We start from the raw sequence: 25,782 nt of genomic DNA, 5'->3' as shown, positions 1-25,782 counted from the left end.
GGTCTAGAAATCCACGCTGAGGTCCATGCCCGCATACATATGCGCCACCTGCTCCGCATAGCCGTTGAACATCAGCGTGGGCCTCGATCCCATTTCGCCGATGCGCCGCTCATGCGCCTGCGACCAGCGCGGATGGTCCACCTTCGGGTTCACATTCGAGTAGAAGCCGTACTCCCCCGGATTCGCGAGACTCCAGGTGGTGGGCGGCTCGCGGTCCATCAGCGTGATCTTCACCACCGACTTGATGCTCTTGAATCCATACTTCCACGGCACCACCAGCCGCACCGGCGCGCCGTTCTGATTCGGCAGCGTCTTGCCATACAGCCCTGTGGCCAGCAGCGTCAGCGGGTGCATCGCCTCGTCCAGTCTCAGACCCTCCACATAGGGCAGATCAATGCCTGCATGGCGCGAGTCCGGCATCTGCTTGATGTCATAGTAAGTCTCAAACGCCACATGCGTCGCAGCGCTCAGCGGCCCCACCTGGTTCAGCAGCTTGGACAGCGGAAACCCCACCCAGGGTATGACCATCGACCAGCCCTCCACACATCGGAAGCGGTAGATGCGCTCCACAGATTCAAACTTCAGCAGGTCCGCCAGATCAAAGGTGCGCGGCTTCTGCACCAGCCCGCCCACCTGCACGCTCCACGGATCAGTCACGAAGTCTTTGGCCTTCGCAGCCACGGCGGATTTGTCAGTCGAAAACTCGTAGTAGTTGTTGTAGCCCGCAATATCGGTGAAGGAGTTCACCTTCTCATCTGCCGCCAGAGCCGTCTGCAAAGCAGGCTCTGCCACCGTGGCGATGGCGGAGCCCGTGTTCGCCACCTCGGGCCGTGGGCTGAAGGCGCGATACAGACCTGCTGTGGCCAACGTGGAACCCGCCCAGATGGCGGACTTCATGAAGAAGCGCCGGTTCAGAAAGGTCTCCTCAGGCGTGACCTCGCTGGATGAAATTTGAGGGCTGTCTTTCATGACGGGCAGGACATGCAGTGCCAATGTGAGGCGGCGGCGGCGACTTTATTCCCGCACAACGAATGCCAACTGGCAAGTTGCATCTGCCATCATCACCCCCCACGCTCCGCACTTCCATGTCCCTGCTCGAACGTCTCTTCTCCATCGGCCCCGTCCGCAAAGCCATCTGGCAGCTGTGGTACCCCTTTCTCACCCGTCGGCTGCGCAATGAGGACGTGCTGTTTTTGAATTACGCCTTCGAGGCCGACCCGCCTGTGGGCCTGCAGCTTGACCCCGCTGACGAACCCAACCGCGCCTGCATCCAGCTCTACCACCACGTGGCTACGCAGGTGGATCTGCAGGGCAAAGACGTGCTGGAGGTGAGCTGCGGCCACGGAGGCGGCGCCTCCTGGCTCACGCGCACACTGCATCCCGCCAGCTACACGGGGCTGGATCTCAATCCCACCGGCATCGCCTTCTGCAAAAAGCGCCATCAGGTCAGCGGGCTCCGCTTTGTGCAAGGAGATGCTCAATCATTGCCCTACCCGCCTCAGACGTTTGATGCGGTGATCAATGTCGAGGCCTCGCACTGTTACCCCGATTTCCCAGGCTTTTTGGCCAGTGTCGCCCGCGTGCTGAAAACACACGGTCATTTCCTCTACGCCGACTTCCGCTTCCGCGATCAATGGGCAGACTGGGAGCAGGCCCTCTCACAGGCACCGCTCGAGATCGTGCAAACCCGCGACATCAGCCATGAGGTGCTGCGCGGCATGGAGCACAACGCCGCCCACAGCGCCGCGCTCGTCTCCCGCTGCCTCCCTGCACCGCTGCACTCGCTCGGGCGTGACTTTGCCGGAGTGCCCGGGGCACGCGTCTATGAAGCGCTGAAGTCAGGCGAGCTCTCCTACCGCTCCTGGTGCTTTCGCAAGCCGTGATCAGGCCCCGATGGCCAGCCAGTTGAACTCCACGGAAAATACACGCGACGCATCCCAGGTGGAGATGACCGCCTGAAAGCCAGATTCCGTGATGTTTTGCGCCTTCAGCGTCAGCCTCGAGCTCTCCCGCCGGTCCATGTCGAATCCAGTAAGCCCCAGATGGACGACGGGGATGCTCGAAAACGATGAGTCGAACACGACATCCAGAACAAACTCCCTCGGCTCCGCAAAGTCCGGGTACACCACATCAAGCGTCCAGCCCGGAGTGAGGATTCCGACACCGACATGGGACGACAGGACTTTCCAGGGAACAGCGGATGAGCTCATGGCAGCCTAGTAAAGCATCATCCGGGCCGGGAACCACCTTCATTGTTGTCACACTTAAAATCATGCGGCGTCACGCCACCACTTCCAGCAGGGCCTTTTGGATGTTGTTTTTCCCGGACTTCGGAAACGGACGCGGCATCGGCTGCGCATGGCCGTTTTCATCGATCGTCCGGCAGCGCAGCTCATACTTGCCAGGCGCAAGCTTCGCCAGCTTCGTCGTCCAGCGGCACAGCGTGTGCCGCAGCGGCCACTGGCGCGGCAGCCTTGTGGCGGAATCAAACTGGACCGGATGCAAGGGGGCGCCTTTGAAACCCGCAATGCCGCTGCCATCAAAGGGCACGATCTGCGCCTCCTGCCACGGCGCCCGGGTGAAGAGCGGATCGTTCGCAGGCAGCGGCTCATTCACATTCCGCAGCCAGTACTGCACTTGCCTGAGTCCTGAGATGCCCACCTGCGCATTGCCATGCAGCGTTAGTTCATCCTTCACGCTTAGCTTGTTTGGCAGGTCGCCAAAACGCGCGAAAGTCTTAAGCCACGAGTTGATGTCATTGTTGCCGTTCGCATACGTGTCGTCAGACTGGTGCGCGTTGGTAAAACCAATGCGCTGCAGCCATTTCACCGATTTGAAGCCGTAGGCCTCCGGCACAATCATCCGCACCGGACCGCCGCGCTCGCCGGTGAGAAATTCGCCATTGAGCTTGTAGCAGAGCATCACCGGCAGCTCTCCCGGCGGATCTTCAAACACGCGGTTCATCGGCAGGTAGCATTTGAAGATCTGCTTCGGGTCCTCGTTGTGGTGGCCGTGGTACCAGACATGACGCAGGTTCTCCACCGGTCCGCACTCCCACAGCACGTCCCGCAGCGGCACTCCCTCCCACAGGCCATGCCCAAGAGGATCGGCGAGGTTGTTGCAGGTGATCACTTTCAAATAACTGACCGCCTTTGTCTTCGCGATCTCCATCAATCTTTCAAATGTCAGCGCCGTGCCGTCGCTGCGCAGCATGGGCCGTTCGATCTTCGCATTGCTAGCTGCATCCGCGATGACCTCAAGCCGCCAGGTCTCACGCACCATGCCGATTTCCCGCTGCTTCTCGATGGGCAGCTTGTATGGCAGCGGATTGCCGCGTTCCACATTGTAAAAATCCCCTGAGGGAGTGATGCAGCAGCCGCCCTCCTCGCACACCGGCCCCGCCTTCTTGCCCGCGGCCTGCGCCTCGGCATGTGTCAGCACTGCAGCGCCTGCAGTACCGAGCTTGAACAAATCACGGCGGGAGAGTGCTCTAGCCTTCATGTGCCGGATTTAAACCCAGACCGTCGGCGAAAGACAAGCCCTCAATCCGGCAGCTTGCCGGCCGGGGGCGCTGGCGGCGGTGCGCCTTGCACCTTTACGCCGTTGCCTGCGTTTTCCAGGGTGGGATCAAAGGCAAATTCAAAGATAGCACCATCGAGCTTGTTGAGGAGGTATTCCTGCAGCAGGTCTGCATCGTCAGAAAACATCGCCTCCAGCATGGCTCGGCTTTCCGGTTCATCGAGTTTTTTGCCAGTGCCGATGGTCAGCATGCCGTGCTCCTGACCTCTCGCGGCTTTGATCGCCTCGATGCGCTTTTCCATCTCATTCAGAAATTCGGGCGTGTTCATCACCTGCTCAAAGCGCTTCATCAGCGGTGCCAGCTCCATGCTCTTGTTCAGTTCCTCGGGAGAAGCGTCCTTGTAGCGGCGGATGAAGTCGTCCACCTTGCGCCGCACGGCTTCAGACACCTGTCTTGGTCGGTAATGCTTGGGCTGCGGCTCTCCCTCCTTGGAAACCGTTTCCGTACTCGCCTCAGGAGGAGCAGCAGGCTTTACGGGAGCCGGCTTTTCAGCCACCACGGAGGGCTTGGGTCTGGCAGGCTGCCAGTTCAGCCACACCAGCGCAAAGAACATCCCCGAGGCCAGCAGCAGCAGCACTAGGTTTTTGTTCATAGGATGTAAGGCGGATTATTTCGCCTGAAAGTACCCGCGCTGCTTGGCGCTGATGGGCAGTTCCAGCTTTTCCATGACCTTGAGCATGTCCTCCCACACCTGGCGCTTGGCACGGATGCCATCCCCCATCTTCTCTTCACGCAGCAGGTAGGAGGGATGGTAGGTGACCATGGTGGGTATGCCCTGGGTGCTGTGAAACTTCCCGCGCAGGCCACCGACGCTGCCAGGGATTCCCAGACCTTCCGCAGCCGTGGCCCCCAGGGCCACAATGACTTTGGGCGCGATAAGACTGATCTCTGTCAGAACGAAGGGCAGGCACGCACGCATCTCCTCAGGCGTGGGTTTGCGGTTGCCGCTGCCTTGGTTGTCCATGGCCGGGCGGAATTTGCAGATGTTGCTGATGTACACCTGCGGACGGTCCAGCCCCATGGCCTTGATGATGGCTGTGAGCTTCTGCCCGGCCGGGCCCACAAAAGGCTCGCGCAGCTTTTCCTCTTCGGCTCCGGGCGCTTCGCCTACAAACATCAGGGAGGCCTGCGGATTGCCCACGGCAAAGACCATGGTCTTGCGCAGGCTGGCCATGGAGAGCGCGGGCTCCCATGTCTCGGCCATGGCACGCAGTGCGGCGAGCTTTTCCTCAATGGTGGAGCCCCCCACTTCCAGCAGCCCCGCCTTCTTCGTTTCTGCCGGCGGCGGCTCGCTCAGGATGCGTGCGAGAGGCGCCGCCGCAGGCGCTGCGGCCAGCGGTTTCATCGGCTCAGGCTTTTGCACCTCTCTCAGCGCAGGCTCACGGACGGCCCCGGTCAGCCGGTCCATCGTCCCCGGACGCAGCGCGATGTGCGTCTTCCCCTGCAGCTGGCGCTGCTGCAGGTGCTGCTTGAGGAGGCTTTTGGCGGTGGACATGGGAGAAAATGAATGACGAAACCAGAATGTCGAATGCTTCCGTCACTGCCTCCGGCTCAGCCTCATATCCATCCAGACAGCCAGGATCAGCACCACCCCGCGCGCGATGTACTTGTTGTGATTTTGCACCGAAGTCAGCACCATGCCGTTCAGCAGGCAGGCAATGATGAGGGCCCCCAGCAGCACCCCCAGCACATTGCCCCGGCCACCTCGCAGGCTGACCCCGCCGATCACACAGGCAGCCACGGCGTCCAGCTCCATCAGATCCCCCGTGGTCGTCGTCGATGAGCCAACATACGAGGTCTGCATGAAACCCACAATCGCCACGATGGCCCCCATTCCGCTGTAGGCGGCGATCACGCTGCGCTTCATCGGCACTCCGGAGACCATCGCCGCCTCGCTGCTGCCGCCGATGGCATAAAGGTGCCTGCCCAGCGCCGTGTGCTGCGTCACGCCATACACCACCAGCGTGACGGCGCCGAGGATGAGCGAAGGGAGCGGGATGCCACGAAACTGGCCTGTGACGAGCACAAACAGCACAATGGCCTGCGCGGCGGTGAACAGGCGCAGAAACACCATCTCCCGGCTGTCCGCGGAAAAACCATGCGCCAGACGGCGTTTGCGCGCACTCAGCGTGGTCAAGACCAGCGCCAGCACAAGCCCCGCAGCCAGTCCCCAGCCCAGTCCCTGCGGCAGGTAAAAGGTCGTCAGCTGAGAGTACAGATTGCTCTGCCCTCCCGGGGCCACCGGGACAGTGGCGTTGTCGATGACTCGCCAAAACAGGCCTTTGAAAATCAGCAGCGCTCCCAGCGTGACGATAAAGGAGGGCATGCGCTCACACACAATAAAGGCCCCCATCGCCATCCAGATCAAAACACCGCATAAAAATCCCACTCCCAAAGCCGCTGGCGCCGGCAGGTGGCAATGAAACACCAGCACGCTTGCGACACCGCCCAGCAGCCCCACACCGCTCCCCGCCGAGAGATCAATGTGCCCGGGCAGCAGAATGAGCAGCATGCCCATCGCCAGCGTCGCCGTGATGGACAGCTCCGTGACGAGCATCGACAAATTTCGTGCGCCCAGAAACGCCGGATCCTTGATGGCAAAAAACGCACAAATCGCGAGCAGCGCGATGGCGATGGGCAGTTCTCGAAAGCGAAGAGTCACACAGCGTCAGTTCTGAGATGACATAAAGATGGCGAGAATGATCAAGGCGATCACGACCGCAATCGTGATCTTCACCCAGCTCAGCGGATACTCGCCCCCAATCTTGCCCGTGGCACCGTTGACGGCGACCTGGTAAGTCCTGGTGCCATAGGTGTAGGTCAGCAGCCATACCGGCAGCAGCACATGCTTGAATGTCTGCCCGCTGTAGTCCGGAGAGATCCGCAGATTGCGGCTTGTGTCCCCCGGAATCTGCGCCGTGCACTGGCTGCGCAGCATGCTGTCCATCCGCCCTCTCGAATCCTGCGCCGCCTGGACGAGATCGATCTGGTACTGCTCCACCACCCAGCCGGAAAGATAGCCCGGATCATACGGCAGCAGATTCGTGGTGGTGGGAAACGGCTGCAGCTTTTCGAGCAATGCCGCATGCACGCCTTTGGAGGCCGGCACCAGCACATCGTCAAAGTCGCTGCTGACATGGCCGGAGGCATACTCCCAGCGTGTGTGCCTCGTGCGGTTGCCTTTGCTGTCAGTGGTGTAGTAGTAGTAGCCAGCCTCCGCCTCCCAGGGACACTCGGCATGGGCATCAAACGTCCAGTAGGGCAGGTACATGCCATGCAGCGTGTCAGTCATGGCCTTCTGACCTAGCGCATTCGGCGCCCAGAAGTGGCTGCCATACCAGCGGCGTATGTCTTCACGCACCTGGCTCTCGGAAATCTTGAACGGCAGCTGGCTGCCGGGCCGGATCGGGGCGCCGACGTCATCCATGGAGATGATCGCCGGAGATCCGCAGAAGTCACAGTTCTGAGCCACCCTCTTTTCATCAAAAACAGAGATGGCCTGGCAGCTCTGGCACTTCACCGTCTTGCGCACTGCCGCCCAGCCCCGCTGGTCGTCAGGAATGGCACGGAGCATGGCCACAAGGTCATTCTCCTCCACCAGCGAGCCATCGTTGTTCAGCTCCGCCGGAGAGACTGTGCCGCAGTACGGGCAGACCAGCGCATGCTTGGCTGGCGTCCAGACTGCCTCGGCACCACAGGCAGGACAGGCAAACTTGGAAATGGCGGTGACTTCAGGCATGGGAAGAACGCGTGGGTGGAAGCAGGCTCGATTTACCGGAGGAAACCGAAGCCTGTCCATTCCAAAAACCGCGCGAAAATAATTCCCGGCTTGTCATTGCCCCTGCCCTCTTGGCAGAATGCCTCCATGCAGCCCCTCCCGCTCATCGCCACCCTGCTTGCAGCCCTTGCCGTCTGGGCCCCAGCTGCCACTGTCAAAGACCGCGAAGGTGCGGTGCGTGGGGACAAAGCCCGCCTGGAAAACGATCCCCGCTGGAACTGGAACGACATCGACAGCGGCTTCCGCCTGGCCAAGGCCACCGGCAAACCGCTGCTCGTAGTGCTCCGCTGCCTCCCCTGCATGTCCTGCGCCGGCATAGACGCCAGCGTTCTCGAGGAGCGGGAGCTCGCTCCCCTGCTCGATCAGTTCGTCTGCGTCCGCATCATCAACGCCAACGCACTCGACCTCTCCCGTTTCCAGTTTGACTACGACCTCTCCTTTTCGGCCATCCTCTTCAACGGCGACGGCACCATCTACGGCCGCTTTGGCTCCTGGACACATCAAAAGGACCCGCTGAACAAAACCACCGCCAGCTTCAGCAAGGCGCTCGAGGCCGGGCTGGCCATCCACAAGGGCTATCCCGCCAACCGGGCCGTCCTCAGCGGCAAGCAGGGCGGCCCCACACCCTACCAGACGCCCATCGAGTTTCCCGCACTCGCGGGCAAATACCAGAGCAAGCTCGACTGGAGCGGCAAGGTCGTGGCCAGCTGCGTCCACTGCCACATGATCGGCGACGCCTTCCGGGCCTACCACCGCAGTCAAAACCAGCCGGTGCCCGTCGAATGGATCTACCCGCAGCCATCCATCGAGACACTCGGCATCACCCTCGCCACAGATGAAATTGCCAAAGTCGAGGCCGTGGCAGACGGCTCCGCCGCCAATGCTGCCGGAATCCAGGCCGGCGACATCTTCACCCACCTCGCCGGCCAGCCCCTCGTCTCCATCGCCGACGTCAGCTGGGCGCTCCATCGCTCCCCCGACTCGGGTTCCCTCCCAGCCACCATCGTGCGGAGCGGAAAGGAAACCGCCGTCACCCTCGATCTGCCCGCAGGCTGGCGTTTGAAGTCAGACATCGGCAAGCGCGTCGGCACCTGGCCCATGCGGGCCATGGCCTTTGGCGGCATGAAAATGGATGACGTTCCCGATGAGGAACGCACCACCCTGGGCCTGGACAAATCCCAGATGGCCATGCGCGTCTTCCATGTGGGCGAGTACGGCCCCCATTCTGCCGCCAAAAAGGAAGGCTTCAAGAAGGACGACATCATCATCCAGGTCGGGGACCAGAAGCAGCGCCTCACCGAAAGCGCCCTCATCGGCCACCTGCTGCAGCACCACCTCCCGGGGGAAAAAATCCCCGCCGTCGTGCTCCGGGGGCAGGAACGGCTGGAGTTCAAACTGCCTCAACAATAGTTAAGATCCCTTGAGTTTCAGGGCCATCTCACGCTCACGCCCCCCCTGAAATTCCCGGTTGCATTCCAAAGACCGGCTTCCATACTCCACGCCCCCTGCGAGTCGTCATTTATTCGCCGTTGGTCTCCGCGCCTGCCTCTCTTCGAGATGTGCAGGGTTCTCGCCCGGAGGTAACCCGGCCGTTAGTGTTAACACAAATCCTATGTCAGTACGTCTTGCTCGATTCGAGATGCCCAGCCGCCTTGTGAAAAACGAGGCCACGGCCACCGAAACCTACGCCCAGTTCACTGCCGAACCTTTCGACAAAGGTTATGGTCATACGATCGGGAACTCCCTCCGCCGTGTCCTCCTCTCCTCCCTTGAAGGAGCCTCCATCACTTCCGTGAAAATCCGCGGTGCTGAGCACGAGTTTACCACCCTCCCGGGTGTGCTCGAAGACGTCGTTCAGATCATTCTGAACCTGAAGAAGGTACGCTTCAAGCATCACAGCGACGCCAAGGAGCCCCGCCTTCTTTCGATCATTGCCGACAAGGAAGGTGCCGTCACCGCTGGCGACATCAAGGAAGACAACCACTACGAAGTCATCAACAAGGACCTCGTCATCTGCACGCTGGACCGCAAGACCAAGTTCGAATGCGAATTCGAAGTGCGCGTCGGCCGTGGCTTCTCCACCTGGGAGGAAAACAAGCGCGTTGACACCCCCATCGGCGTCATCCCGATCGACTCCATCTACAGCCCCGTCACCCGCGTGAAGTACGCCGTGGAAAACACCCGCGTCGGCCAGAACACGGACTACGACAAGCTGGTGCTCGACATCTGGACAGACGGCCGCATCACCCCGCAGGACGCCCTCCTCCAGTCCGCCGCCATCCTTCGCCACCACCTCGATGTCTTCGTCAACTACGACGACAAGGCCATCGAGTTCGAAGCCGCACCGGAAGCCCAGAGCGAGGAAAACAGCGAGCTGCGCAAGCTCCTGAACATGAGCGTCAACGAAATCGAGCTCTCCGTCCGCGCCGCCAACTGCCTCAACAACGCCAACATCACCAGCGTCGGCCAGCTGGCCATGAAGACCGAAGGCGAAATGCTTCGTTACCGCAACTTCGGCAAGAAGTCCCTCACCGAGATCAAGGAAAAGCTCGCAGAGCTTGGTCTCTCTCTCGGCATGAAGTTCGATCCAGCGCTGCTTGAGGCCACCCCCGGCGGTGTCTCCCTCCTTGCCCGCAGCAGCATGATCGGCGACGACGATGAAGAAGCCGACTCCCTCGACTTCAGCAAGCTGGTGGACAGCCATCTGCCAGACGCCGACGACGAAGACGAGTAATCAATCAAAGGTAAACAGAAGACACATTTAGTTAGCATTTAGGACATGAAACACGGAAGAAAAATCGTCAAACTTCAGCGCAAACAGGATCACCGCGACGCGCTGCTCATGAATCTCACCTGCTCCCTCATCGAGCACCGCCGGATTCGCACCACACTCGCCAAGGCCAAGGCTCTCCGCCCCTACGCTGAGAAGCTCGTCACCCTCGGCAAGCGCGGCACCCTCCACGCACGCCGCACCGCTCTCTCCTCCCTTCGTCACAAAGACATGGTGAAGAAGCTCTTCGAAGAGATCGCCGTGGCCTCCAAGGACCGCGTCGGTGGCTACACCCGCATCACCAAGCTCGGCCAGCGCCGTAGCGACTCCGCTCCGATGGCCTACATCGAGTGGGTGGACGCCTACGTGCCCAAGGCTGCTGCCGCACCCGCGCCAGAAGCTGCCGCCGAACCCGTGGCCACTGAAGAAGCCGCTGCTCCGAAGAAAAAAGCCCCGGCAAAAAAGAAGGCCGCTCCAAAGAAGAAAGAAGCCGCTGCTGAATAAGCAGGCCCTTTGACCAAGGAATCATCCCGCGCGGGAGTCGCAAGACTCCCGCGCTTTTTTATGTCCGCGCCGTCTGTCCGACGGCTGCTTTTGGCTCGCTCACCAAAGCATGGGAAACCGGCACTCATGTACCAGCATGCCGTGTTGCATGCCGCCTGACTTCGCGTTCCATGAGCCCCACCATGGAATCCACTATCAAAATCGCTCTCGTTGGCGCCGGCATGTTCGGCGGAGATGTTCACGCACGCGCATATGCGGACCTGCAGCGCTTCGGCATCGCAGGCCAGCTGGCACGTGTCGGCCTCGACAAATATTCGCGCGAACTCGCCGGAGTGAAATTTGATCTCGTCGCCGTCGCCACCCGCAGCGAAAAGTCAGCACTCAAAGCTGCGGCGGCCTTCAAGGAGCTCACCGGCCACGAACCTCGCGCCTTCCATGGCGATGCCCCGTGGGATGACATCCTGGCGGCCTTTCCAGACCTCGATGTGATGGCCGTCGCCACCCCGGATCATCTTCATACGCAGCCGATTCTCGCTGCGCTGGCCAAAGGGGTGCATGTCCTGACCGAGAAGCCCATGTGCCTGTCGATCCAGGAATCAGATGAAATCATTGCCGCGGCCAAAGCCAGGAATCTCATTGTCGCCGTGGACATGCACAAGCGCTACGACCCCGATCACCTGCGCATACGCGATGACATTCAGAACCGCATCGGCGCACCGCTCTATGGCACCGCCTATCTTGAGGAACCGCTCGAAGTCAGCACCAGCACCTTCAAGTGGGTGGAAAGCAGCGACCCCTTCAGCTACGTCGGCCCCCATTGGACAGACCTGATCTGGAGCTATTACCACAGCAAGCCGGTTTCACTAACTGCCGTGGGCCAGAAAAAACGTCTGGTTCGCGATGGCATCAATGCTTTCGACGCAGTCCAGGTCCGCGTTGATTTCGACAACGGTATGTCGATTAACTTCCACAATAATTGGGTTACCCCTGCCGACTTCGAAGGTCCGGTAAACCAAGGTCACGAAATAGTCGGCGCGGACGGCAAAGTCGAAAGTGACCAGCAATATCGCGGTTTCCGCTGGTGGAACCAAGGAGGCGGCTCACGCACGAGCAATAATCACTTCACCCGTGAAGTATCTCGCCCAGATGGCAGCAAAGGTTACATCGGTTATGGAGTCGATAGTCTGACAGTTGGTCTTGTGGCTATCTGCCGGGTCAAGTTTGCCAATGAGTCACGGGATGCCGTGGCGGCTCTCTACCCAACGGCTGAAGAAGCCCGCATCACCTGCGCTATTGTGGACGCCGCCGCCCGAGTTCGGGATCTCAACTGGAAATACATGCAGGAAGGCAAAGGTGCCACGGTCACCGCACGGTTTGATCAGAAAGGTATAACTATCATAGACCCAAATTCCACCGAGGTATTTCAAAGCATTTACGACAAGGCTCTCTAGGTCATATAAGGGTATATAACGCTAACTTCTAAACTTGACTTTAAACTAAGTTTTTCATAAACACGTATTTGTACCCCGATAAATAAAACAAATGATTCTGTCATCTTCTCAACTTCGCCGCGCCGCTGTCCTCCAGGAAAAAATTGAAACCATGCAGCAGGAGCTGGCGGAGCTGCTGGCAAGTCCCTCCACCGAGTCCCCTTCGGCGGCAGGCAAGCCCGGCAAAAAGAAGCGGGTGATGTCCGCCGCAGCGCGCAAGAAGATCGCTGACGCTCAGCGCAAGCGCTGGGCCAAGCAGAAGGGCGAAGGCCCTCCGGCAGAAAAGAAAGCCAAGTAATTCCAGCTTAACTCTCTCAAAACAAAGGCCCCAGTTCGCAAGAACTGGGGCCTGTTTATTGGCTGAAGTTAGCGGAGCCGGAAGTTATTTCGTAAACATCGGGTCCTCTGGATTCCCCTTGCTCAGCAGATAGGCCATAAGGTCAAGGATATCATCCTCCTTGAGCATGAACAGCAGTCCCGGTGGCATCATGCTGATTTTGCTCTCTTCCGTTTTCACAACTTTACGGGCATCCACATTGGTGAAGTTGTTGGGGTCCATCATGTTGGTGCAGACCATCATGTTGTTCTCCTTCATGTTGGCGATGCGTCCGATCACCTTGCTGCCATCCTGCATGGTGAAAACAGTGCTGCCATACTGGTCGCTGATCTCCTTGCTGGGCTCCAGGATATGCTCCAGCAGGTCTCTCGGGCTGTACTTGCCGGCCACACTGGTCAGGTCAGGTCCCACAGCACCGCCCTCGTTGTTAAAACGGTGGCAGGCAAAGCAGGTCGCCGCACCAAACATGTTGCGCCCATTGGCAAAGTTACGGTTGCCCTCCAGGCCAACCCCCAGCGACTTGCTAAGCTCATCCAAAGTCCAGGCTTTGACAAACTGCATCGGCTTTACCGAGAAGCTCGGCGCCTTGGCCTCCGGCTTCGCATCCAGCACGTCCTTGATGGCCAGCTTTTCCTCCTCCGTCATCGTGGACAACGCGTTCTGCTTGATCTCACCGATGAAGAGGTCAAACGACGCCCCGCCTTTGTAGTTCGCAGCCCGCAGGAACCAGCGGAAGTAATCTGCGCGCAGCTCCTTCGTCCAGCCAGACTTGGCAAATCGAAGAATGCGGGCGTAGTCGATCTGCTCCTCCTGGGTGGGCGAGCCATTCACCAGCGGCTCAGCCTTGGCCACGATGCCTGAGTCTCCCAGATAGACCAGCACCTCGCACAGATCACGGTTCAGGGCTGGATCATTCGTGGGGAACAGCGGCGCAAGATGCTTGATCAGCTCTTCCTTGCCCGCTGCATCCGGCTCTCCCATGCGCGTGAAGGCCAGCATGTAGTCACGGATCAGCGTCACACGATCCAGGCCTTTAAGCGCCTTGAAGTCAATCTTGTTCAGTGCGGCAATGATTTGCGGCTGCAGCGCCTTGTCTCCACCGCTGCTGCGGGCCAGTGCCATGAGCGCCGTCAGTGCGGCACGTGGATTGGATTCGTTCAGCGCCTTGTCCTTCCATGAGGCGATGGGCTGGTGCTCCAGCGCAATACGGGCGGCAAAGCGCAGATTGCGGTCCGGAGAGCCAAGGTGCGGCCAGGCGGCCTCCACAGCTTTGGCATCCTGTCTGGCATGATAGCTTTCCAACTCCTGACGTGCCTTCGCCGTTGCATTGTCACTTTCAGCAGCGGCATCATTCTTTCCGCTGTCTCCACCCACATAAGTCACCCGATAAAGTCCCGACTGCACCTTGCGCCCGCCAACGCTCACATACATCGCCCCGTCTTTTTTCGAGACTTCAATGTCTGTCAGCGGCAGCGGCGAAGCACTCATGAACTCCTCAGTCACGCCCGTATAACCTCCGCCGTTCGGCGAAAGATGCACGGCATACATTTTGCCATAGCTCCAGTCGCAAATGTAAAGCGCCTCCTGATACTTGGCAGGAAACTTAGCTCCATAGCCAAAGGCCACACCCGTGGGCGAACCTGGGCCGATGTCCACCACCGGCGGCAGGCTGTCCTCCCAGCGCACAGGCCATTTCTTGCTGCAAGTGCGCCAGCCAAACTCACCACCGCTCTGCATGAAGCACACACGGGTGGGGCGGTACCATGGCATGCCGGTGTCCCACTCCATGTCCGCGTCAAAGCCGAAGATGTCTCCACTGCGGTTCATGGCGATGTCGTAGGTGTTGCGGGTGCCGGTGTTCACCAGCTCCCACTTCTTGCCATCAAGGTCGGTCTTCGCCATCCAACCACCGGGAGCCAGCACATCACGCATGAAGCCACGCCCCAGCAGCATGGGGTAGAGCTGGTCTTCCGACCAGTGGCGCGGCACGCGGCTGGTCTCGCAGCTCGGCTCGGGCGTCTGATTGCCGCACATCACGTACAGGCTTTGACCATCCGGCGAGGCAATGACGCCATGCGGTCCGTGCTCACCCGCCTTGCCGGGGAAGGAGCGCAGCATCTCCACCTTGTCGAACTGGTCATCGCCATTCGTGTCCTTGCAGCGGTACAGGCCTCGCCCTTGGTAGGCCTCATCGTTCACCACACCATACAGCGCCCCTGCATGATACAGCAGCCCCTGGCAGTGCCCGAAGTCCACGCTGAGCTTTTCCACCTTCGTCTCACCCGGGCTGCCCCTGAGCGCAGGAGGCGTGATGCGATACAGCGCGCCATACTGGTCGCTGCAAATCAGGCGACCTTTGTCATCCTGAGTCATGGACACCCAGGAGCCTTCCTGCTCCTTCGGCACGGAGTAGAGCAGCTCCACTTTGAATCCTTTGGCGATCTTGACCTTGTCGGCCGGTGTTGCTTGATCCGCCAGCTGAGCGAACGACGCCGTCGCGCAGAGCAGAAGAGGAAGGAGAATGATTTTCATGGTTGGATAATGATGAAACTGGCAGCCTTGCTCCGAACTACTTCATGAGTTCCTTGACCTTGCCTTCGATGGCGTCGGCCCACATCTGGTAGCCCTGGGCGCTGAGGTGGAGCAGGTCGGGCATGATCTCCTTGGGCAGCGTGCCGTCGGGCTGCAGGAAGGTGTTGCCGATGTCCATGTAGAAGACACGTTTACCGTCGGCGAAGCCGGAGATGAGGTTGTTCGTGGCGACGTTCTGTTTTCTCATCGCATCTTCCTTGGTGGCTCCGCGTGGAAAGATGCCCAGCACCAGCACCTTTGTCTCCGGCAGTTTTTTGCCCAGAATGTCGAGGATCATCTTCACGCCCTCGGCGGTCTGCTCGGCGCTGCTGGCATAGACCACACCGCCATGTTCGGCGGCAGGGCGGCCCTGATGCCCGGTGTTGTTGGTGCCGATCATGAGCACCACAAGCCGGGGCTTGATGCCGTCAAAGTTCCCGTTCTGCAGCCGCCAGATCACATGCTCGGTGCGGTCGCCGCCAATGCCAAAATTCGCCGCTTTCAGCGGTGCCCAGGTTTTCTCCCAGACCTCCTTGCCATTTTTTTCCCAGCCCTGTGTGATCGAGTCGCCCAGAAACACCAGCTGCGCCTCTCCCTTTTTGGAAATGGCGTTGAAGCTTTCATGGCGCTTCATCCATCCGCCCTCACGTGGCTTGGGGTCGATGGCAAGATTCTTGGCCGTTTCAGCAAAGCTGGTGGCGGCGACACAGAGGGAGGCGAGCAAGAGGGTGCGGAGTTTCATGGTCAGTGGCGGCGATGATGCCGGGAAGCCATGAAACTCGCAAGCCGCGAATGTTATTTCACGCCTTTAGCGCCCAGTCGAGCAGTGCCTGGGCATCACGCCAGACACCTTCGTGGCTGTCGTTGAGTATCACCACAATGCGGCGGCGGCCGTTGCGCTCCCCGGTGGCCACCAGGCAGTAGCCTGCAGCTTCGGTGTAGCCCGTTTTCATGCCGTCGCAGTAGCTGGCGGAGCGCAGCACGCGGTTGGTGTTGGCCAGATCAATGGATTTGCCGTCGGGCTTGGTGAATTTAAAGCTCTGCAGCTTCACAATCGCCCGGATATCAGGCAGCTTGTCAGCCGCCTTGGCGATCATCGCCAGATCACGCGCCGTGGAGTAAGGATCCTCGTCGGTGAGTGATGGCAGCCCGTGGGGATTGACAAAATGCGTGTTCTTCAGGCCAAGCGCCTGTGCACGGGCGTCCATTTTTTTGGCAAAGGCGGCCACGCTGCCTGCATTGTCCCGCGCGAGCGCTTGCGCGATATCGTTGGAGCTCTTCACCAGCATCGCTGTCAAAAGCTGACGGCGGGTGTACGTCTCCCCCACCTTGAGGCCGATGCGCACCGGGGCGCACTGCGTGTCCGCCAGCTCAATGGTGACGACTTTGTCCAGATCTCCCGCCTCCACAATGAGCAGGCCGGTCATGATTTTCGTCGTGCTGGCGATGGCGCCACGCAGATCCGGGCTCTTTTCAAACAGCACATCATCGTTTTCAGGATCGATGACGATGCAGCGCCCGGCGGTGATCTGCGGAATGGAGCCCCGGAGATTTTTGATCTCGATCTCACGGCGGACTTTCTTCGTTCTCTCAATCTCCTCGGCAAGCTGAGTTTCCAGCCGATGCTTCAGCTGCGCGACCGCAGCCTCCCGCGCGGCGACATCCGCCTTCGCCTGCGCGATCATCTGCTTCTCGGCGGCAAATTCATGCTCCCGTTTCGCAATCGCAGCGGCCTTCGCCTCCACCTCCTCCTCACGCCATTGCAGCTGCTGCTCACGCTTGGGGTCTCCGCAGCCCGAAATGGAAAGGCAGAGGAGACCGGACAGGACGGCATGGCGGAGAGGGCGGGACTGGCGGGGGGAGATCATTTCAGAGTTCAGCGAGGAGTTCTTTCAGGCGGGCGACTGGCCACTGTCCTGGAGCATTCGAAGCACCAATAAAGCCGTAATTCAACAGGCTGCCACATTTAGCCAGCACCAGCCGTGAAACACGCCCCCACGGCCCCATGCCCATCACAGAAACCCGCAGCCGGTGGGTCTGCCCCGCCAGCTTCATGAGACGGATCAGATCCTCCTGCGTGTTCAGATACGTGGCGATCTTCACCGCATCCAACCCCGCCTGCTGCGCAAAATTCACCGCCCCGTTCAGCACTTCATCCGCCGGCGTAGCCTGAAAGTCATGGAATGAGCCGACCACCGGCACACCTGCCGCCCGCGCTTTTTGGATCGTACCCTGCATCTGCGTAGCACTGCGAAGCTCGAGGTCGATCAGCGTTGCGATATCCAGCAAAGGCTCGAGCATTGCCGCCCGCGCCGCCGCATCCTCCGGTGCCTGTCCGCCCTCCGCCGGATGCCGCGCCGTGAGCAGCAGCGGCAGGCTGTTGCCTGCCAGTGCAGCTCGCAGTTCCTCCGCAGGCATTTGCAGCTGGTCCAGACGGAGTTCCGCCACATCACACAAATTCGCCCGCGCAGCGTTGTCGATCGAGGTGAAGTGCGTGAAAGCTGCTGAATCGGACACAACTCCAACCGCAAGTGGCCGGGAGGAGAAAAGCAGGTTTTTAGAGGAAACAAGTTGAGCCATTGGCTAGGCGGAATATAATTTTAATAAATGTGAACAAGATTTAGCATCTTACTCCTCATTATGCTGGGCCGGAAGCAAGAAATCAATTTGCAGCTGACTGAACTGCTGGACAGCGCACTGCTGGCGTTCTGCCTGTGGTTCGGTCATTTTTTGCGTGCAGACTTGGTGCCAGTCTTCTTTCCCGATGCCGTGCAGATTCCGCCCATGGAGAAGTTTTACTGGGTCGTTGCGGTCGTAGCCCCTTTCACGCCCATCGTTCTGGAGGCACGCGGGTTTTATTCCAACATCTACAACAAAACACCCGGGCGCTCTATACGCCAGCTGGCTGAGGCCCTGGTCATCATCGGCATGTTCATTGCCTTCTGCATCGTCTTCTTCAAGTGGTCCGTCGAGAGCCGTGCTGTGGTCGTTTTTTCTGTGGCGCTCGGAGCCCTCTCACTGCTGCTGCGCGAGGCCTGGCAGCGTGAAATCCTGCGCAGGCAGATGGCTTCAGGCAAAGGCCGCGAGCGCGTCATCATCGCTGGCGCGCAGGCAGATCTGGCGGCCTTTCTGGCCAACATGACCTCCGAGCAACGTGCCGAGATCGAGGTCGTCGGACAGATTGACATCATGCAGAGCCCGATTTCCGATCTTGTCGCAGCCCTGCATGCGCACTCCATCAGCCGTGTGCTTTTTGCCGCTCAGCATGTGCACTTCAGCAAGATAGAAGAAGCGGTGCAGGCCTGCGAAACGGAAGGCGTGGAGGCCTGGATCGCGGCGGACTTTTTCCAGACAGCCATCGCACGTCCGACCTTTGACGTGCTCGGAGGGCGCCTCATGCTGGTCTTTCACTCCACGCCACAGGCCTCGTGGGAGCTGCTGTTCAAGGCCATCGTGGACCGTGTCGGGGCGCTCATTCTGCTCCTTTTATCATTGCCGCTGTGGCTGGTGGCTGTTCTCGGCATTCGCTTCAATTCCCGCGGGCCGGTCTTCTTCAGGCAGGAGCGCGCAGGCCTCTATGGCAAACCCTTCATCATGTGGAAATTCCGCACCATGCACCAGGGTGCAGAGGCAAAACGCCAGGAACTGGAGGCGCACAATGAGATGGACGGCCCCGTCTTCAAGATCACCAATGACCCGCGCATCTTCGCCTTTGGCCGCTGGCTGCGCCGCACCAGCATCGATGAACTTCCGCAGCTCATCAATGTGCTGCGCGGGGAGATGAGCCTCGTGGGTCCGCGCCCGCTGCCCGTGTATGAAATCCAGCGCATCGAGAAGCATGCGCAGCGCCGCCGCCTCAGCGTGAAACCTGGCCTGACATGCCTCTGGCAGGTGACGGGCCGCAACGGCATCAAAAACTTCGAGGAGTGGGTGGCTCTGGATCTGAAGTACATCGACAACTGGTCCTTCTGGCTTGATCTGCAAATCCTCGCGCAGACTCTGCCCGCTGTGATTCGCGGCATCGGCGCCAGCTGAGTTCGCACGCTTCTACCGCTTTTTCCCCAGGGCTTCATAACCCGAGACGACGTCAAACAGCTCCTCGTCGATCGAGCTCTGGCGCAGACGGTGGTAGCTGCCATGGAGGTGCTCCAGCAGTTCGTCGATGTTCTTTTCTGCTCGCTGCATCGCGGCCAGACGGCTCGCATTTTCACTGGCCAGAGATTCGGCACAGGCCCGAAAAAGTGAGATGAAAAGGTACTCGCGAATGAGTGAGCGCAGCGTCGCAGGCAGCTCGTTGAGCACTTCCGGCAGGATCTGCGTGGGCCATGGCACCTTCGTCAGTTCCTTCTGCCAGACTTCATCCAGCGGCAGCAGGCGCTGGCTCACGGGTTCGTACAGCGCGCCAGACTGCGGATGGTTGTGAAAAAGATACACCTGCTCATTCCCGCCAAAGGTCATTCGTGCCTCGCTTTGGATCTGAATCTGCGCAATGAGAGGTGTGATAGCTTGGACGGAGTTGGGCACGGCAAAACGGCCTGCCATGGCGAGCCCTGCGTCAGAGAGTCTGGCGTGAACTCTCTCTCCCACCGCCCAGACCTGCGGCCTGCCTGGCAGCGAAGCAAGCGTCCGGATGGCATAGTCGGCAATGATGTCATTGAACTGCCCCACCAGCCCCTGATCTGAACCGAACACGATGGCGCCGATAGCGCCGCCCTGGTTTGAACGCCGGCTCTCAGGAGAGCGCTCTCCCTGACGCAGGCAGACGCTGAGTCCCAGCTCAACCGTGCGCCAGTAGTCTGCCAGCGCTTTCACCGACTGCTCATACTGGCCGATGCTCGACGCAGCCAGCGCCTTCATGGTGCGCACGACGGACTGCAGCTCACGCGCACTGCTGATCTGGCGCTGCAGGCTGGCAGTCGTGTCACTCATGCCTGGCTGACGGGTTGGTTCTTTTGTTCTGGCAGGAAGGGCTTCAGCGCCTCACGGGCAATGCCGATGATTATTTCGCGCTCTGCATCGAGAAGCTTGCGGTCGCTTTCGAACAGGGCAGCGATCTGGGCAGGAATACCTTCAGCCGCGGCCTGCACCGCGAGCTGGGCCTCCGTCATTTTCTCCAAAGCCACTTCGTCAAACAAACCCGCCGTCAGGGCCAGAAGCACGACGATTTGCGCGGGCACCGGCACCGGCGCGCTTTCAGCCTGCTTCAAACAAGCACGGATGCGCCGTCCGTGCTCGATCGTCTTGCGTGTGGCTGCATCCAGTCGCGCACCAAACCGCGCGAAGGTCTCAAGCTCTTCAAACTGTGCGTAGGCCAGCTTCAGATCTCCGGCCACGGCTCGGTAGGTGGCACGCTGGGCCTTGCCACCGACACGTGACACAGATTTGCCCACATCCACCGCCGGCAGCACACCCAGCTCGAACAACGAGGGGGAGAGGTAAATCTGTCCATCTGTGATGGAGATCAGATTGGTCGGAATGTACGCAGAGATGTTCTGAGCCTCGGTCTCGATGATGGGCAGCGCAGTGAGCGAGCCACCACCGCGTTCTTCACACAAATGGGTGGCGCGCTCCAGCAGGCGCGAATGAATGTAAAAGATGTCCCCAGGAAAGGCCTCACGTCCTGGCGGCCTGCGCAGCAGCAGCGAAAGCTCACGGTAAGCACGCGCATGCTGCGTGAGGTCGTCATAGACGATCAGCACGTCCCTTCCCTGCTCCATGAAGTGCTCGGCGATGCTCGTGGCAGCATAGGGAGCGACGAAGGCAAGCCCCGAAGGATCACTGCCCTCGGCCACCACGACAACGGTGTACTCCATGGCCCCGTGCTCACGCAGAACTGCGATGCCTTTCGCCACGGCGGAAGCACGCTGTCCGATAGCACAGTAAACGCACAGCACATCCTTGCCTCGCTGGTTCAGGATGGTGTCCAGAGCGATGGCCGTCTTCCCAGTCTGGCGGTCTCCCACAATAAGCTCACGCTGCCCGCGGCCGATGGGAATCAGAGCATCGACCACCTTGAGTCCCGTCTGCAGCGGAACAGTGACTGGCGCACGCTCCATGATGGGAACGGCCGGGCGTTCCACGGGAAGACGTGCGCTGCCAGCCACTGTGCCCAGACCATCCAGTGGCTTCCCGAGTGGATCAATGACACGGCCGAGCAACCCTTCGCCAACGGCCACGTCCATGACACGTCCGGTCCTCCGCACTTCATCACCCGCGCGAAGATCCGCGTAATCACCGAGCAGGACCACGCCGACTTCGTCCTCATCCAGATTGAAGGCAATGCCCGAGACACCGCCGGAAAATTCGAGCAACTCATCAAAGCCAACGCCGGGCAGTCCTGAAACTTTGGCGATGCCGGTGGAGACATTCGTGATGGTGCCCACCTCGTGCAGCGAAAGCCGCGGAGCCAGAGATTCACGCGCCCGGCACATGCACGTGAACACGTGGTCAAAAACACCGCTCAAATTTTCAGGCACCGCATTCATACAGGGGTCTTCTCAGAGTCTTTGGCGGACACTGCAGCCTTCGCCAGAATTTCATCCACACCTTTCTCCAGGCTGGCCAGATAGTCGGCAATGCTCCATGCGACTTTCTGCCCGCCTGCACTGAGCTCAATGCCGCTGACAATCTCCGGCGCGGCTTCAAACCGCAGAGACTTGCAGGCAGGGAAGGCCGCATTGACGGCCTGTTGCAGGATACGGCGCTGCTCTGAAGGAAGCTCGAATGCGCTGCGGATGAGCGCAGGCTCCTCGGTTTTTTCCATGGCTTCTGCCAGCCTGCGCCGCTCCGCATCATCCATCGCCAGCAGACGCTCGGACAGCACCGCCGTCATCCGCTCCTCGAGGCTCACTCCGGCAAGATCCGTCAGTGTCTTTCTGGCAATGGCAAACACCTCCTCCTGAGTTCTTCGGGCTATGGATTCATGCAGCGTTTTAGCCTCACTACGCAGCAGTTCGCCCTGACGGACGCTGAGGGCATCTGCAGCGCGGCGTGCTTCCTCGAGCAACCGCCGGTGCTCCGCCTTAGCGTCATAAGCCGCCCTGCCCATCATGTCCGCACGCCGCAGCTCAAACTCCGCATTCTTGCGCTGAAACTCCTCCTTCTCCTGGTTTGCCGCAGCCTCCTTCGCGGCCGCATCCGCGATCTGCGCGGCGATGCGCTTCTCCCGCGCATCAATGGCTTGGAGCACAGGCTGGTAAAGGTAGCGCTTCATCAGCCACACCAGGATGAGGAAGTTCAGTGTCTGCGCACCGACGGTGAACCAGTCTATGAGCATGATGTTACTTGGCGACGGTTTGCGTGATGAAATGATTCCAGAACGGATTGGCGAAGATCAGGATCATCGAGACCACAAAGCAGTAGATGGCCGTGGACTCGATCATGGCGAGGCCGACAAACAAGGTGCGCGTGATGGTCGCAGAGGCGTCCGGCTGCTGTGCGAGCGAGGTCAGCGCCGTGGCAACGGACCTGCCTTCGGCAAAGGCCGGCCCCATGCAGCCAAAGCTGGTGGTGAGCCCTGCGGTGATGATGGAGGCTACGGCTATGAGGGTGGTGTCATCCATGGTAGGTTCGGAGGTTAAGTTTTGGCAGATGCTTTCAATTCATGAGTGCTGATGGCCGCCGCAATGTACACGGCGGCGAGAATGCTGAAGATGTAGGCCTGCACCATGCCCGTGAGCAGCCCAAGCAGGATCATCAAAATGGGAAACAGAAAGGGGGTGATCGTCAGCAAAATGGCCAGGATCATCGCACCGCTCATCATGTTGCCAAACAGGCGCACAGCGAGCGCCAGGGTACGCGACACCTCGCTGATGATGTTGAACGGCAGCATGACCACCGTCGGCTCCATGTAGGATTTGAAATAGCCTCTCAGCCCTTGGTCTGAGATGCCATACAGCGGCACCGCAATAAGCACGCACACCGCCAGTGCAGCCGTGGTGGAGAGCGACCCCGTTGGCGGTTCATACCCTGGAATGACCGTGCAAAGCGCAGCCGTGGCTACAAACAGGAACAAGGTGCCAAGAAAGCCGATGAATTTCTCCGGCTGCGGCAACCCCACGTCCTTGATCTGCTGCTGCATCGCCGTGACGACAATCTCCAGCAGGTTCTGCCAGCGTGAGCGCTCATGCTCCGTGGTGAGACGGCGTGTGATGAGCCGCGCCCCCACGGCCAGCAGCAGCATGATGCCCCAGGTGAAGACAATGGTCCCGTTCAGCTTGAACCAGCCATGCTGCCAGAAAATCATTTCATCAGGACTCAGGCGCATGATGATCCTCCTTTTGTTTTCCGCGTGTCAGCCAGGTCACGGCCAGACGTGCTATGATGAAACCCGCCAGACAGGCCACCAGGCGCTGCGACTGGCCGTTTGAGACAAAGTAGAACCCCGCCATCACAAGCCCCATGCGCAGCAAGGCGCTGCACAGAAACAGCCGCGCTGGCCTGGGTGAGCTGAGCCCTCGACGGACGGTCCACCAGAGGCCTCCGTAAAAGATCAAACCTAGCAGCACCCCTGCCGCAACGCAGAGCGCCAGGGGCAGCGGGTTACTCATCATGTTTTTCCTCCTTGTTTTTTTGTTCCTCGCCCATCGCCTTGTCCTCTTTGTCGATCCAGTGCCAGGCATTCGCACAGCCCAGCACCAGCCCGGCAACCAGCAGCGCAAGCGTCCAGGAATGCTCTCCAGGGTGGTGCTTGTCCAGCCAGAGGCCCAGAGCAGCTCCGAGCAGTGTGGGCACCACGACAGACCAGCCCACCAGCCCCATCATGCCAAGCCCAAACCATACGGGCGAGACAGAGTGGCGTCGCGCCCTGAGCTTGCGCGTCGCCTTCGCCCCGACCTGCTCGGCCAGGGTGGATTCGCCTTTCGCTTCAGGGGATGGCGGCAGCTTACGCATGCTTGAAATTGGCAAATCGCCGCAGAAATCCGGTTTCTAATTTCGCCATCACGGAGCGGGCGCTGCGCTCTTCCTCATCCAGTTCCAGAAACTCCTGCTCCACTGATTCGCGCAGCTTCGCCAGGCTGCTTCCTGCCATGGCACGATGCACGGACACGAGCACATCAGGCCCGGTCTTCACCAGCACTCCCTCATCCACCGCCATGTAAACCTCCCCCTCCGCCTCTGTCTCATAGACCAGGATGCCGGGGCACAGGGCTGTCACACAGTCCTGCCGCTGTGGCAGCAGCCCAAATGACCCCTCCCGCGTCTCAGCCACGATGCGCTTCACACCGCTTCTGACGGCGAAAATCTGGAACGGCAGCAGGACCTTCAGGTTCATACCTCGTTGCCGGGCTTCGCCTCCTGTTGAGTTTTCCATTTCTCCTTCGCCTCGTCGATCGTCCCGATCATGTAGAGCGCGCTCTCGGGACAGTCTTTGAATTCGTCGTTCAAGATGCGCTCGCAGCCGTCCAGCGCGTCCGCAAGGCTGACCAGCTTGCCCGCATGGCCGGTGAACTGCTCGGTGGTGAAAAACGGCTGCGTGAGAAAGCGCTCCAGCCGACGCGCACGCGCCACCACATTGCGGTCCTCAGGCGAGAGCTGCTCCAGGCCCAGCATGGCGATGATGTCTTTGAGGTCCGCGTATTGGGCGAGCGTGCGCCGGATCTCCTGAGCGAGATGGTAGTGCCGCTCCCCCACGATGCCTGGCGTTGCCATCTTGGAGCTCGACTGCAGCGGATCGATGGCCGGAAACAACCCTTCGCTGGCCCGCTTTCGGGAGAGCACGACCGAAGCAGAAAGATGTGAAAAAGTGTGAACCGCCGCCGGATCGGTGAAATCATCCGCAGGGACATACACTGCCTGGATCGAGGTAATGGCCCCCGTGTCCGTGTTGGCAATGCGCTCCTCGAGCCCTGACAGCTCCGTGCCCATGGTGGGCTGGTAGCCAAGACGCGCAGGCATCTGCCCCATCAGGCCTGAAACTTCCATGCCCGCCTGGATGAAACGGAAAACATTGTCCATCAGCAGCAGCACGTCCCGCCGCTCGTCATCCCGGAAATACTCGGCCATCGTCAGCGCCGCATGTCCCACCCGGAAGCGGCTGCCCGGCGGCTCGTTCATCTGGCCAAAGACCATCACCATGTTGGGCAGCACGCCGGCATCTTTCATGTCGCGGTACAGCTCCTCGCCTTCACGGCAGCGCTCGCCGATGCCGCAGAAGATGCTCACCCCGTCCTGATGACCGACCATGTTGTGGATCATTTCAGTGAGCAGCACCGTCTTGCCCACACCGGCACCGCCAAAGAGCCCCGCCTTGCCACCGCGCTCCAGAGGCACCAGAACATCGATCACCTTGATGCCCGTCTCGAAGATCTCGGATTTTGTGGAGCGCCTCACCAAAGCAGGCGGCGCACGGTGCACTGAGCGCCACTTCGCACCTGTCAGCGGTCCCTGCCGGTCGATCACATTGCCAAACACATCAAACATGCGCGAAAGCAGGGCTCTGCCCACCGGAGCTTTCAATGGGCCGCCGGTGTCCTCCACCCGCATGCCGCGTGCGAGCCCCTGTGTGGGCGTCAATGCGATGCCGCGCACATGCCGTGCATCACGCTGCGCCAGCACCTCGATGACTATCTCACCCGCGGCTCCTGCCTGCAGCATGGTGTGAATGGACGGCAGATGACGATCAAAACGCACATCCACCACACTGCCCCTCACCGCGACGACCACGCCCAGGTTTGCAGACGTCGGATCAGCGTCCGTTGTCGGTTGAAGGTCCAAGCTCAGCGTGGTCATCGTGTTCTTTGTTCCTTGTCT

At 60.1% G+C, this 25,782-nt stretch carries 27 protein-coding genes; 7 read left to right on the top strand and 20 right to left on the bottom strand.

The annotated features are described in order from the left end of the window. Positions 1-3: 3 nt before the first annotated feature. Positions 4-969 (bottom strand): protein-methionine-sulfoxide reductase catalytic subunit MsrP, encoded by a 966-nt coding sequence (gene msrP / locus ACZ5WW_RS22140; RefSeq protein ID WP_377162972.1) that lies wholly within the window; start codon positions 967-969, stop codon positions 4-6. Between the two features lie 116 nt (positions 970-1,085). On the opposite strand from msrP, the gene ACZ5WW_RS22135 reads away from it, so the two are divergent. After that, complete coding sequence (locus ACZ5WW_RS22135; protein ID WP_377162970.1) at positions 1,086-1,883, top strand: phthiotriol/phenolphthiotriol dimycocerosates methyltransferase; 798 nt, start codon at positions 1,086-1,088, stop codon at positions 1,881-1,883. Here the strand turns inward: ACZ5WW_RS22135 and ACZ5WW_RS22130 are convergent, their stop codons facing one another. From ACZ5WW_RS22130 to ACZ5WW_RS22105, 6 genes are all read right to left on the bottom strand, one after another. Continuing rightward, on the bottom strand, positions 1,884-2,210 hold the full coding sequence (locus ACZ5WW_RS22130; RefSeq protein ID WP_377162968.1) for an H-type lectin domain-containing protein: 327 nt from the start codon (positions 2,208-2,210) through the stop codon (positions 1,884-1,886). A gap of 70 nt (positions 2,211-2,280) precedes the next feature. Continuing rightward, positions 2,281-3,501: a molybdopterin-dependent oxidoreductase gene (locus tag ACZ5WW_RS22125; protein WP_377162966.1), complete on the bottom strand. Its 1,221-nt coding sequence runs from the start codon at positions 3,499-3,501 to the stop codon at positions 2,281-2,283. A gap of 41 nt (positions 3,502-3,542) precedes the next feature. Further along, a complete protein-coding gene (locus tag ACZ5WW_RS22120) occupies positions 3,543-4,172 on the bottom strand; it encodes a hypothetical protein (RefSeq protein ID WP_377162964.1) in 630 nt (209 codons plus the stop codon). A gap of 15 nt (positions 4,173-4,187) precedes the next feature. Further along, positions 4,188-5,075, bottom strand: a complete 888-nt coding sequence (locus ACZ5WW_RS22115; RefSeq protein ID WP_377162962.1) for a uracil-DNA glycosylase — start codon at positions 5,073-5,075, stop codon at positions 4,188-4,190. A gap of 42 nt (positions 5,076-5,117) precedes the next feature. Continuing rightward, complete coding sequence (locus ACZ5WW_RS22110) at positions 5,118-6,242, bottom strand: sugar ABC transporter permease (protein ID WP_377162960.1); 1,125 nt, start codon at positions 6,240-6,242, stop codon at positions 5,118-5,120. A 6-nt stretch (positions 6,243-6,248) separates the two neighbouring features. Continuing rightward, on the bottom strand, positions 6,249-7,319 hold the full coding sequence (locus ACZ5WW_RS22105; protein ID WP_377162958.1) for a TFIIB-type zinc ribbon-containing protein: 1,071 nt from the start codon (positions 7,317-7,319) through the stop codon (positions 6,249-6,251). A gap of 126 nt (positions 7,320-7,445) precedes the next feature. On the opposite strand from ACZ5WW_RS22105, the gene ACZ5WW_RS22100 reads away from it, so the two are divergent. The 5 genes from ACZ5WW_RS22100 (at position 7,446) to ACZ5WW_RS22080 (ending at position 12,420) form a co-directional block, all read left to right on the top strand. Further along, positions 7,446-8,768 (top strand): Trx7/PDZ domain-containing (seleno)protein, encoded by a 1,323-nt coding sequence (locus ACZ5WW_RS22100; protein ID WP_377162956.1) that lies wholly within the window; start codon positions 7,446-7,448, stop codon positions 8,766-8,768. 202 nt (positions 8,769-8,970) lie between these two features. Further along, positions 8,971-10,092 carry a DNA-directed RNA polymerase subunit alpha gene (locus ACZ5WW_RS22095; protein ID WP_377162954.1) on the top strand — a complete coding sequence of 374 codons (1,122 nt, stop codon included), beginning with the start codon at positions 8,971-8,973 and terminating at the stop codon, positions 10,090-10,092. 45 nt (positions 10,093-10,137) lie between these two features. Beyond that, positions 10,138-10,632, top strand: a complete 495-nt coding sequence (gene rplQ, locus ACZ5WW_RS22090; protein WP_377162952.1) for a 50S ribosomal protein L17 — start codon at positions 10,138-10,140, stop codon at positions 10,630-10,632. Between the two features lie 182 nt (positions 10,633-10,814). Beyond that, positions 10,815-12,083 (top strand): Gfo/Idh/MocA family protein, encoded by a 1,269-nt coding sequence (locus tag ACZ5WW_RS22085; RefSeq protein ID WP_377162950.1) that lies wholly within the window; start codon positions 10,815-10,817, stop codon positions 12,081-12,083. A 91-nt stretch (positions 12,084-12,174) separates the two neighbouring features. Then, the gene (locus ACZ5WW_RS22080; protein WP_377162948.1) at positions 12,175-12,420 is read left to right on the top strand and encodes a hypothetical protein; all 246 of its coding nucleotides are present in this window, start codon (positions 12,175-12,177) and stop codon (positions 12,418-12,420) included. An 84-nt stretch (positions 12,421-12,504) separates the two neighbouring features. Here the strand turns inward: ACZ5WW_RS22080 and ACZ5WW_RS22075 are convergent, their stop codons facing one another. Genes ACZ5WW_RS22075 through ACZ5WW_RS22060 form a run of 4 tightly spaced genes read right to left on the bottom strand, consistent with a single transcriptional unit; the run spans position 12,505 to position 17,547 of the window. Next, positions 12,505-14,991, bottom strand: coding sequence for a c-type cytochrome (locus ACZ5WW_RS22075; RefSeq protein ID WP_377162946.1), 2,487 nt, complete (start codon positions 14,989-14,991; stop codon positions 12,505-12,507). Between the two features lie 37 nt (positions 14,992-15,028). Further along, positions 15,029-15,772: a platelet-activating factor acetylhydrolase IB subunit gene (locus tag ACZ5WW_RS22070; RefSeq protein WP_377162944.1), complete on the bottom strand. Its 744-nt coding sequence runs from the start codon at positions 15,770-15,772 to the stop codon at positions 15,029-15,031. Positions 15,773-15,830: 58 nt separating this feature from the next. Then, positions 15,831-16,898 carry a D-alanyl-D-alanine carboxypeptidase family protein gene (locus ACZ5WW_RS22065; protein WP_377162942.1) on the bottom strand — a complete coding sequence of 356 codons (1,068 nt, stop codon included), beginning with the start codon at positions 16,896-16,898 and terminating at the stop codon, positions 15,831-15,833. 1 nt (position 16,899) lies between these two features. Next, positions 16,900-17,547, bottom strand: a complete 648-nt coding sequence (locus ACZ5WW_RS22060) for a type I 3-dehydroquinate dehydratase (RefSeq protein ID WP_377162940.1) — start codon at positions 17,545-17,547, stop codon at positions 16,900-16,902. A gap of 150 nt (positions 17,548-17,697) precedes the next feature. On the opposite strand from ACZ5WW_RS22060, the gene ACZ5WW_RS22055 reads away from it, so the two are divergent. Then, positions 17,698-19,065: a sugar transferase gene (locus ACZ5WW_RS22055; RefSeq protein ID WP_377162938.1), complete on the top strand. Its 1,368-nt coding sequence runs from the start codon at positions 17,698-17,700 to the stop codon at positions 19,063-19,065. Positions 19,066-19,077: 12 nt separating this feature from the next. Here the strand turns inward: ACZ5WW_RS22055 and ACZ5WW_RS22050 are convergent, their stop codons facing one another. The 9 genes from ACZ5WW_RS22050 to atpD are packed head-to-tail and all read right to left on the bottom strand — an operon-like array spanning position 19,078 to position 25,761. Continuing rightward, positions 19,078-19,959: a F0F1 ATP synthase subunit gamma gene (locus ACZ5WW_RS22050; RefSeq protein ID WP_377162936.1), complete on the bottom strand. Its 882-nt coding sequence runs from the start codon at positions 19,957-19,959 to the stop codon at positions 19,078-19,080. Continuing rightward, a complete protein-coding gene (locus tag ACZ5WW_RS22045; protein ID WP_377162934.1) occupies positions 19,956-21,515 on the bottom strand; it encodes an alternate F1F0 ATPase, F1 subunit alpha in 1,560 nt (519 codons plus the stop codon). Before ACZ5WW_RS22045 ends, ACZ5WW_RS22050 begins: the two co-directional genes overlap by 4 nt. Next, the gene (locus ACZ5WW_RS22040) at positions 21,512-22,306 is read right to left on the bottom strand and encodes a F0F1 ATP synthase subunit B family protein (protein WP_377162932.1); all 795 of its coding nucleotides are present in this window, start codon (positions 22,304-22,306) and stop codon (positions 21,512-21,514) included. Before ACZ5WW_RS22040 ends, ACZ5WW_RS22045 begins: the two co-directional genes overlap by 4 nt. 4 nt (positions 22,307-22,310) lie before the next feature. Further along, positions 22,311-22,592: a F0F1 ATP synthase subunit C gene (locus tag ACZ5WW_RS22035; RefSeq protein WP_377162930.1), complete on the bottom strand. Its 282-nt coding sequence runs from the start codon at positions 22,590-22,592 to the stop codon at positions 22,311-22,313. A 14-nt stretch (positions 22,593-22,606) separates the two neighbouring features. Further along, on the bottom strand, positions 22,607-23,296 hold the full coding sequence (locus tag ACZ5WW_RS22030; RefSeq protein ID WP_377162928.1) for a F0F1 ATP synthase subunit A: 690 nt from the start codon (positions 23,294-23,296) through the stop codon (positions 22,607-22,609). Then, the gene (locus tag ACZ5WW_RS22025) at positions 23,280-23,582 is read right to left on the bottom strand and encodes an N-ATPase subunit AtpR (protein ID WP_377162926.1); all 303 of its coding nucleotides are present in this window, start codon (positions 23,580-23,582) and stop codon (positions 23,280-23,282) included. The genes ACZ5WW_RS22030 and ACZ5WW_RS22025 overlap by 17 nt, the downstream gene beginning before the upstream one ends. Further along, on the bottom strand, positions 23,572-23,922 hold the full coding sequence (locus tag ACZ5WW_RS22020) for an AtpZ/AtpI family protein (protein ID WP_377162924.1): 351 nt from the start codon (positions 23,920-23,922) through the stop codon (positions 23,572-23,574). The genes ACZ5WW_RS22025 and ACZ5WW_RS22020 overlap by 11 nt, the downstream gene beginning before the upstream one ends. Continuing rightward, positions 23,915-24,304, bottom strand: a complete 390-nt coding sequence (locus tag ACZ5WW_RS22015; RefSeq protein ID WP_377162922.1) for a F0F1 ATP synthase subunit epsilon — start codon at positions 24,302-24,304, stop codon at positions 23,915-23,917. The genes ACZ5WW_RS22020 and ACZ5WW_RS22015 overlap by 8 nt, the downstream gene beginning before the upstream one ends. Further along, positions 24,301-25,761, bottom strand: a complete 1,461-nt coding sequence (atpD, locus tag ACZ5WW_RS22010; RefSeq protein WP_377162920.1) for a F0F1 ATP synthase subunit beta — start codon at positions 25,759-25,761, stop codon at positions 24,301-24,303. The genes ACZ5WW_RS22015 and atpD overlap by 4 nt, the downstream gene beginning before the upstream one ends. Positions 25,762-25,782 lie beyond the last annotated feature (21 nt).

This window comes from Prosthecobacter fluviatilis (assembly GCF_055388355.1).
This window is presented reverse-complemented; position numbering and strand designations above follow the sequence as displayed.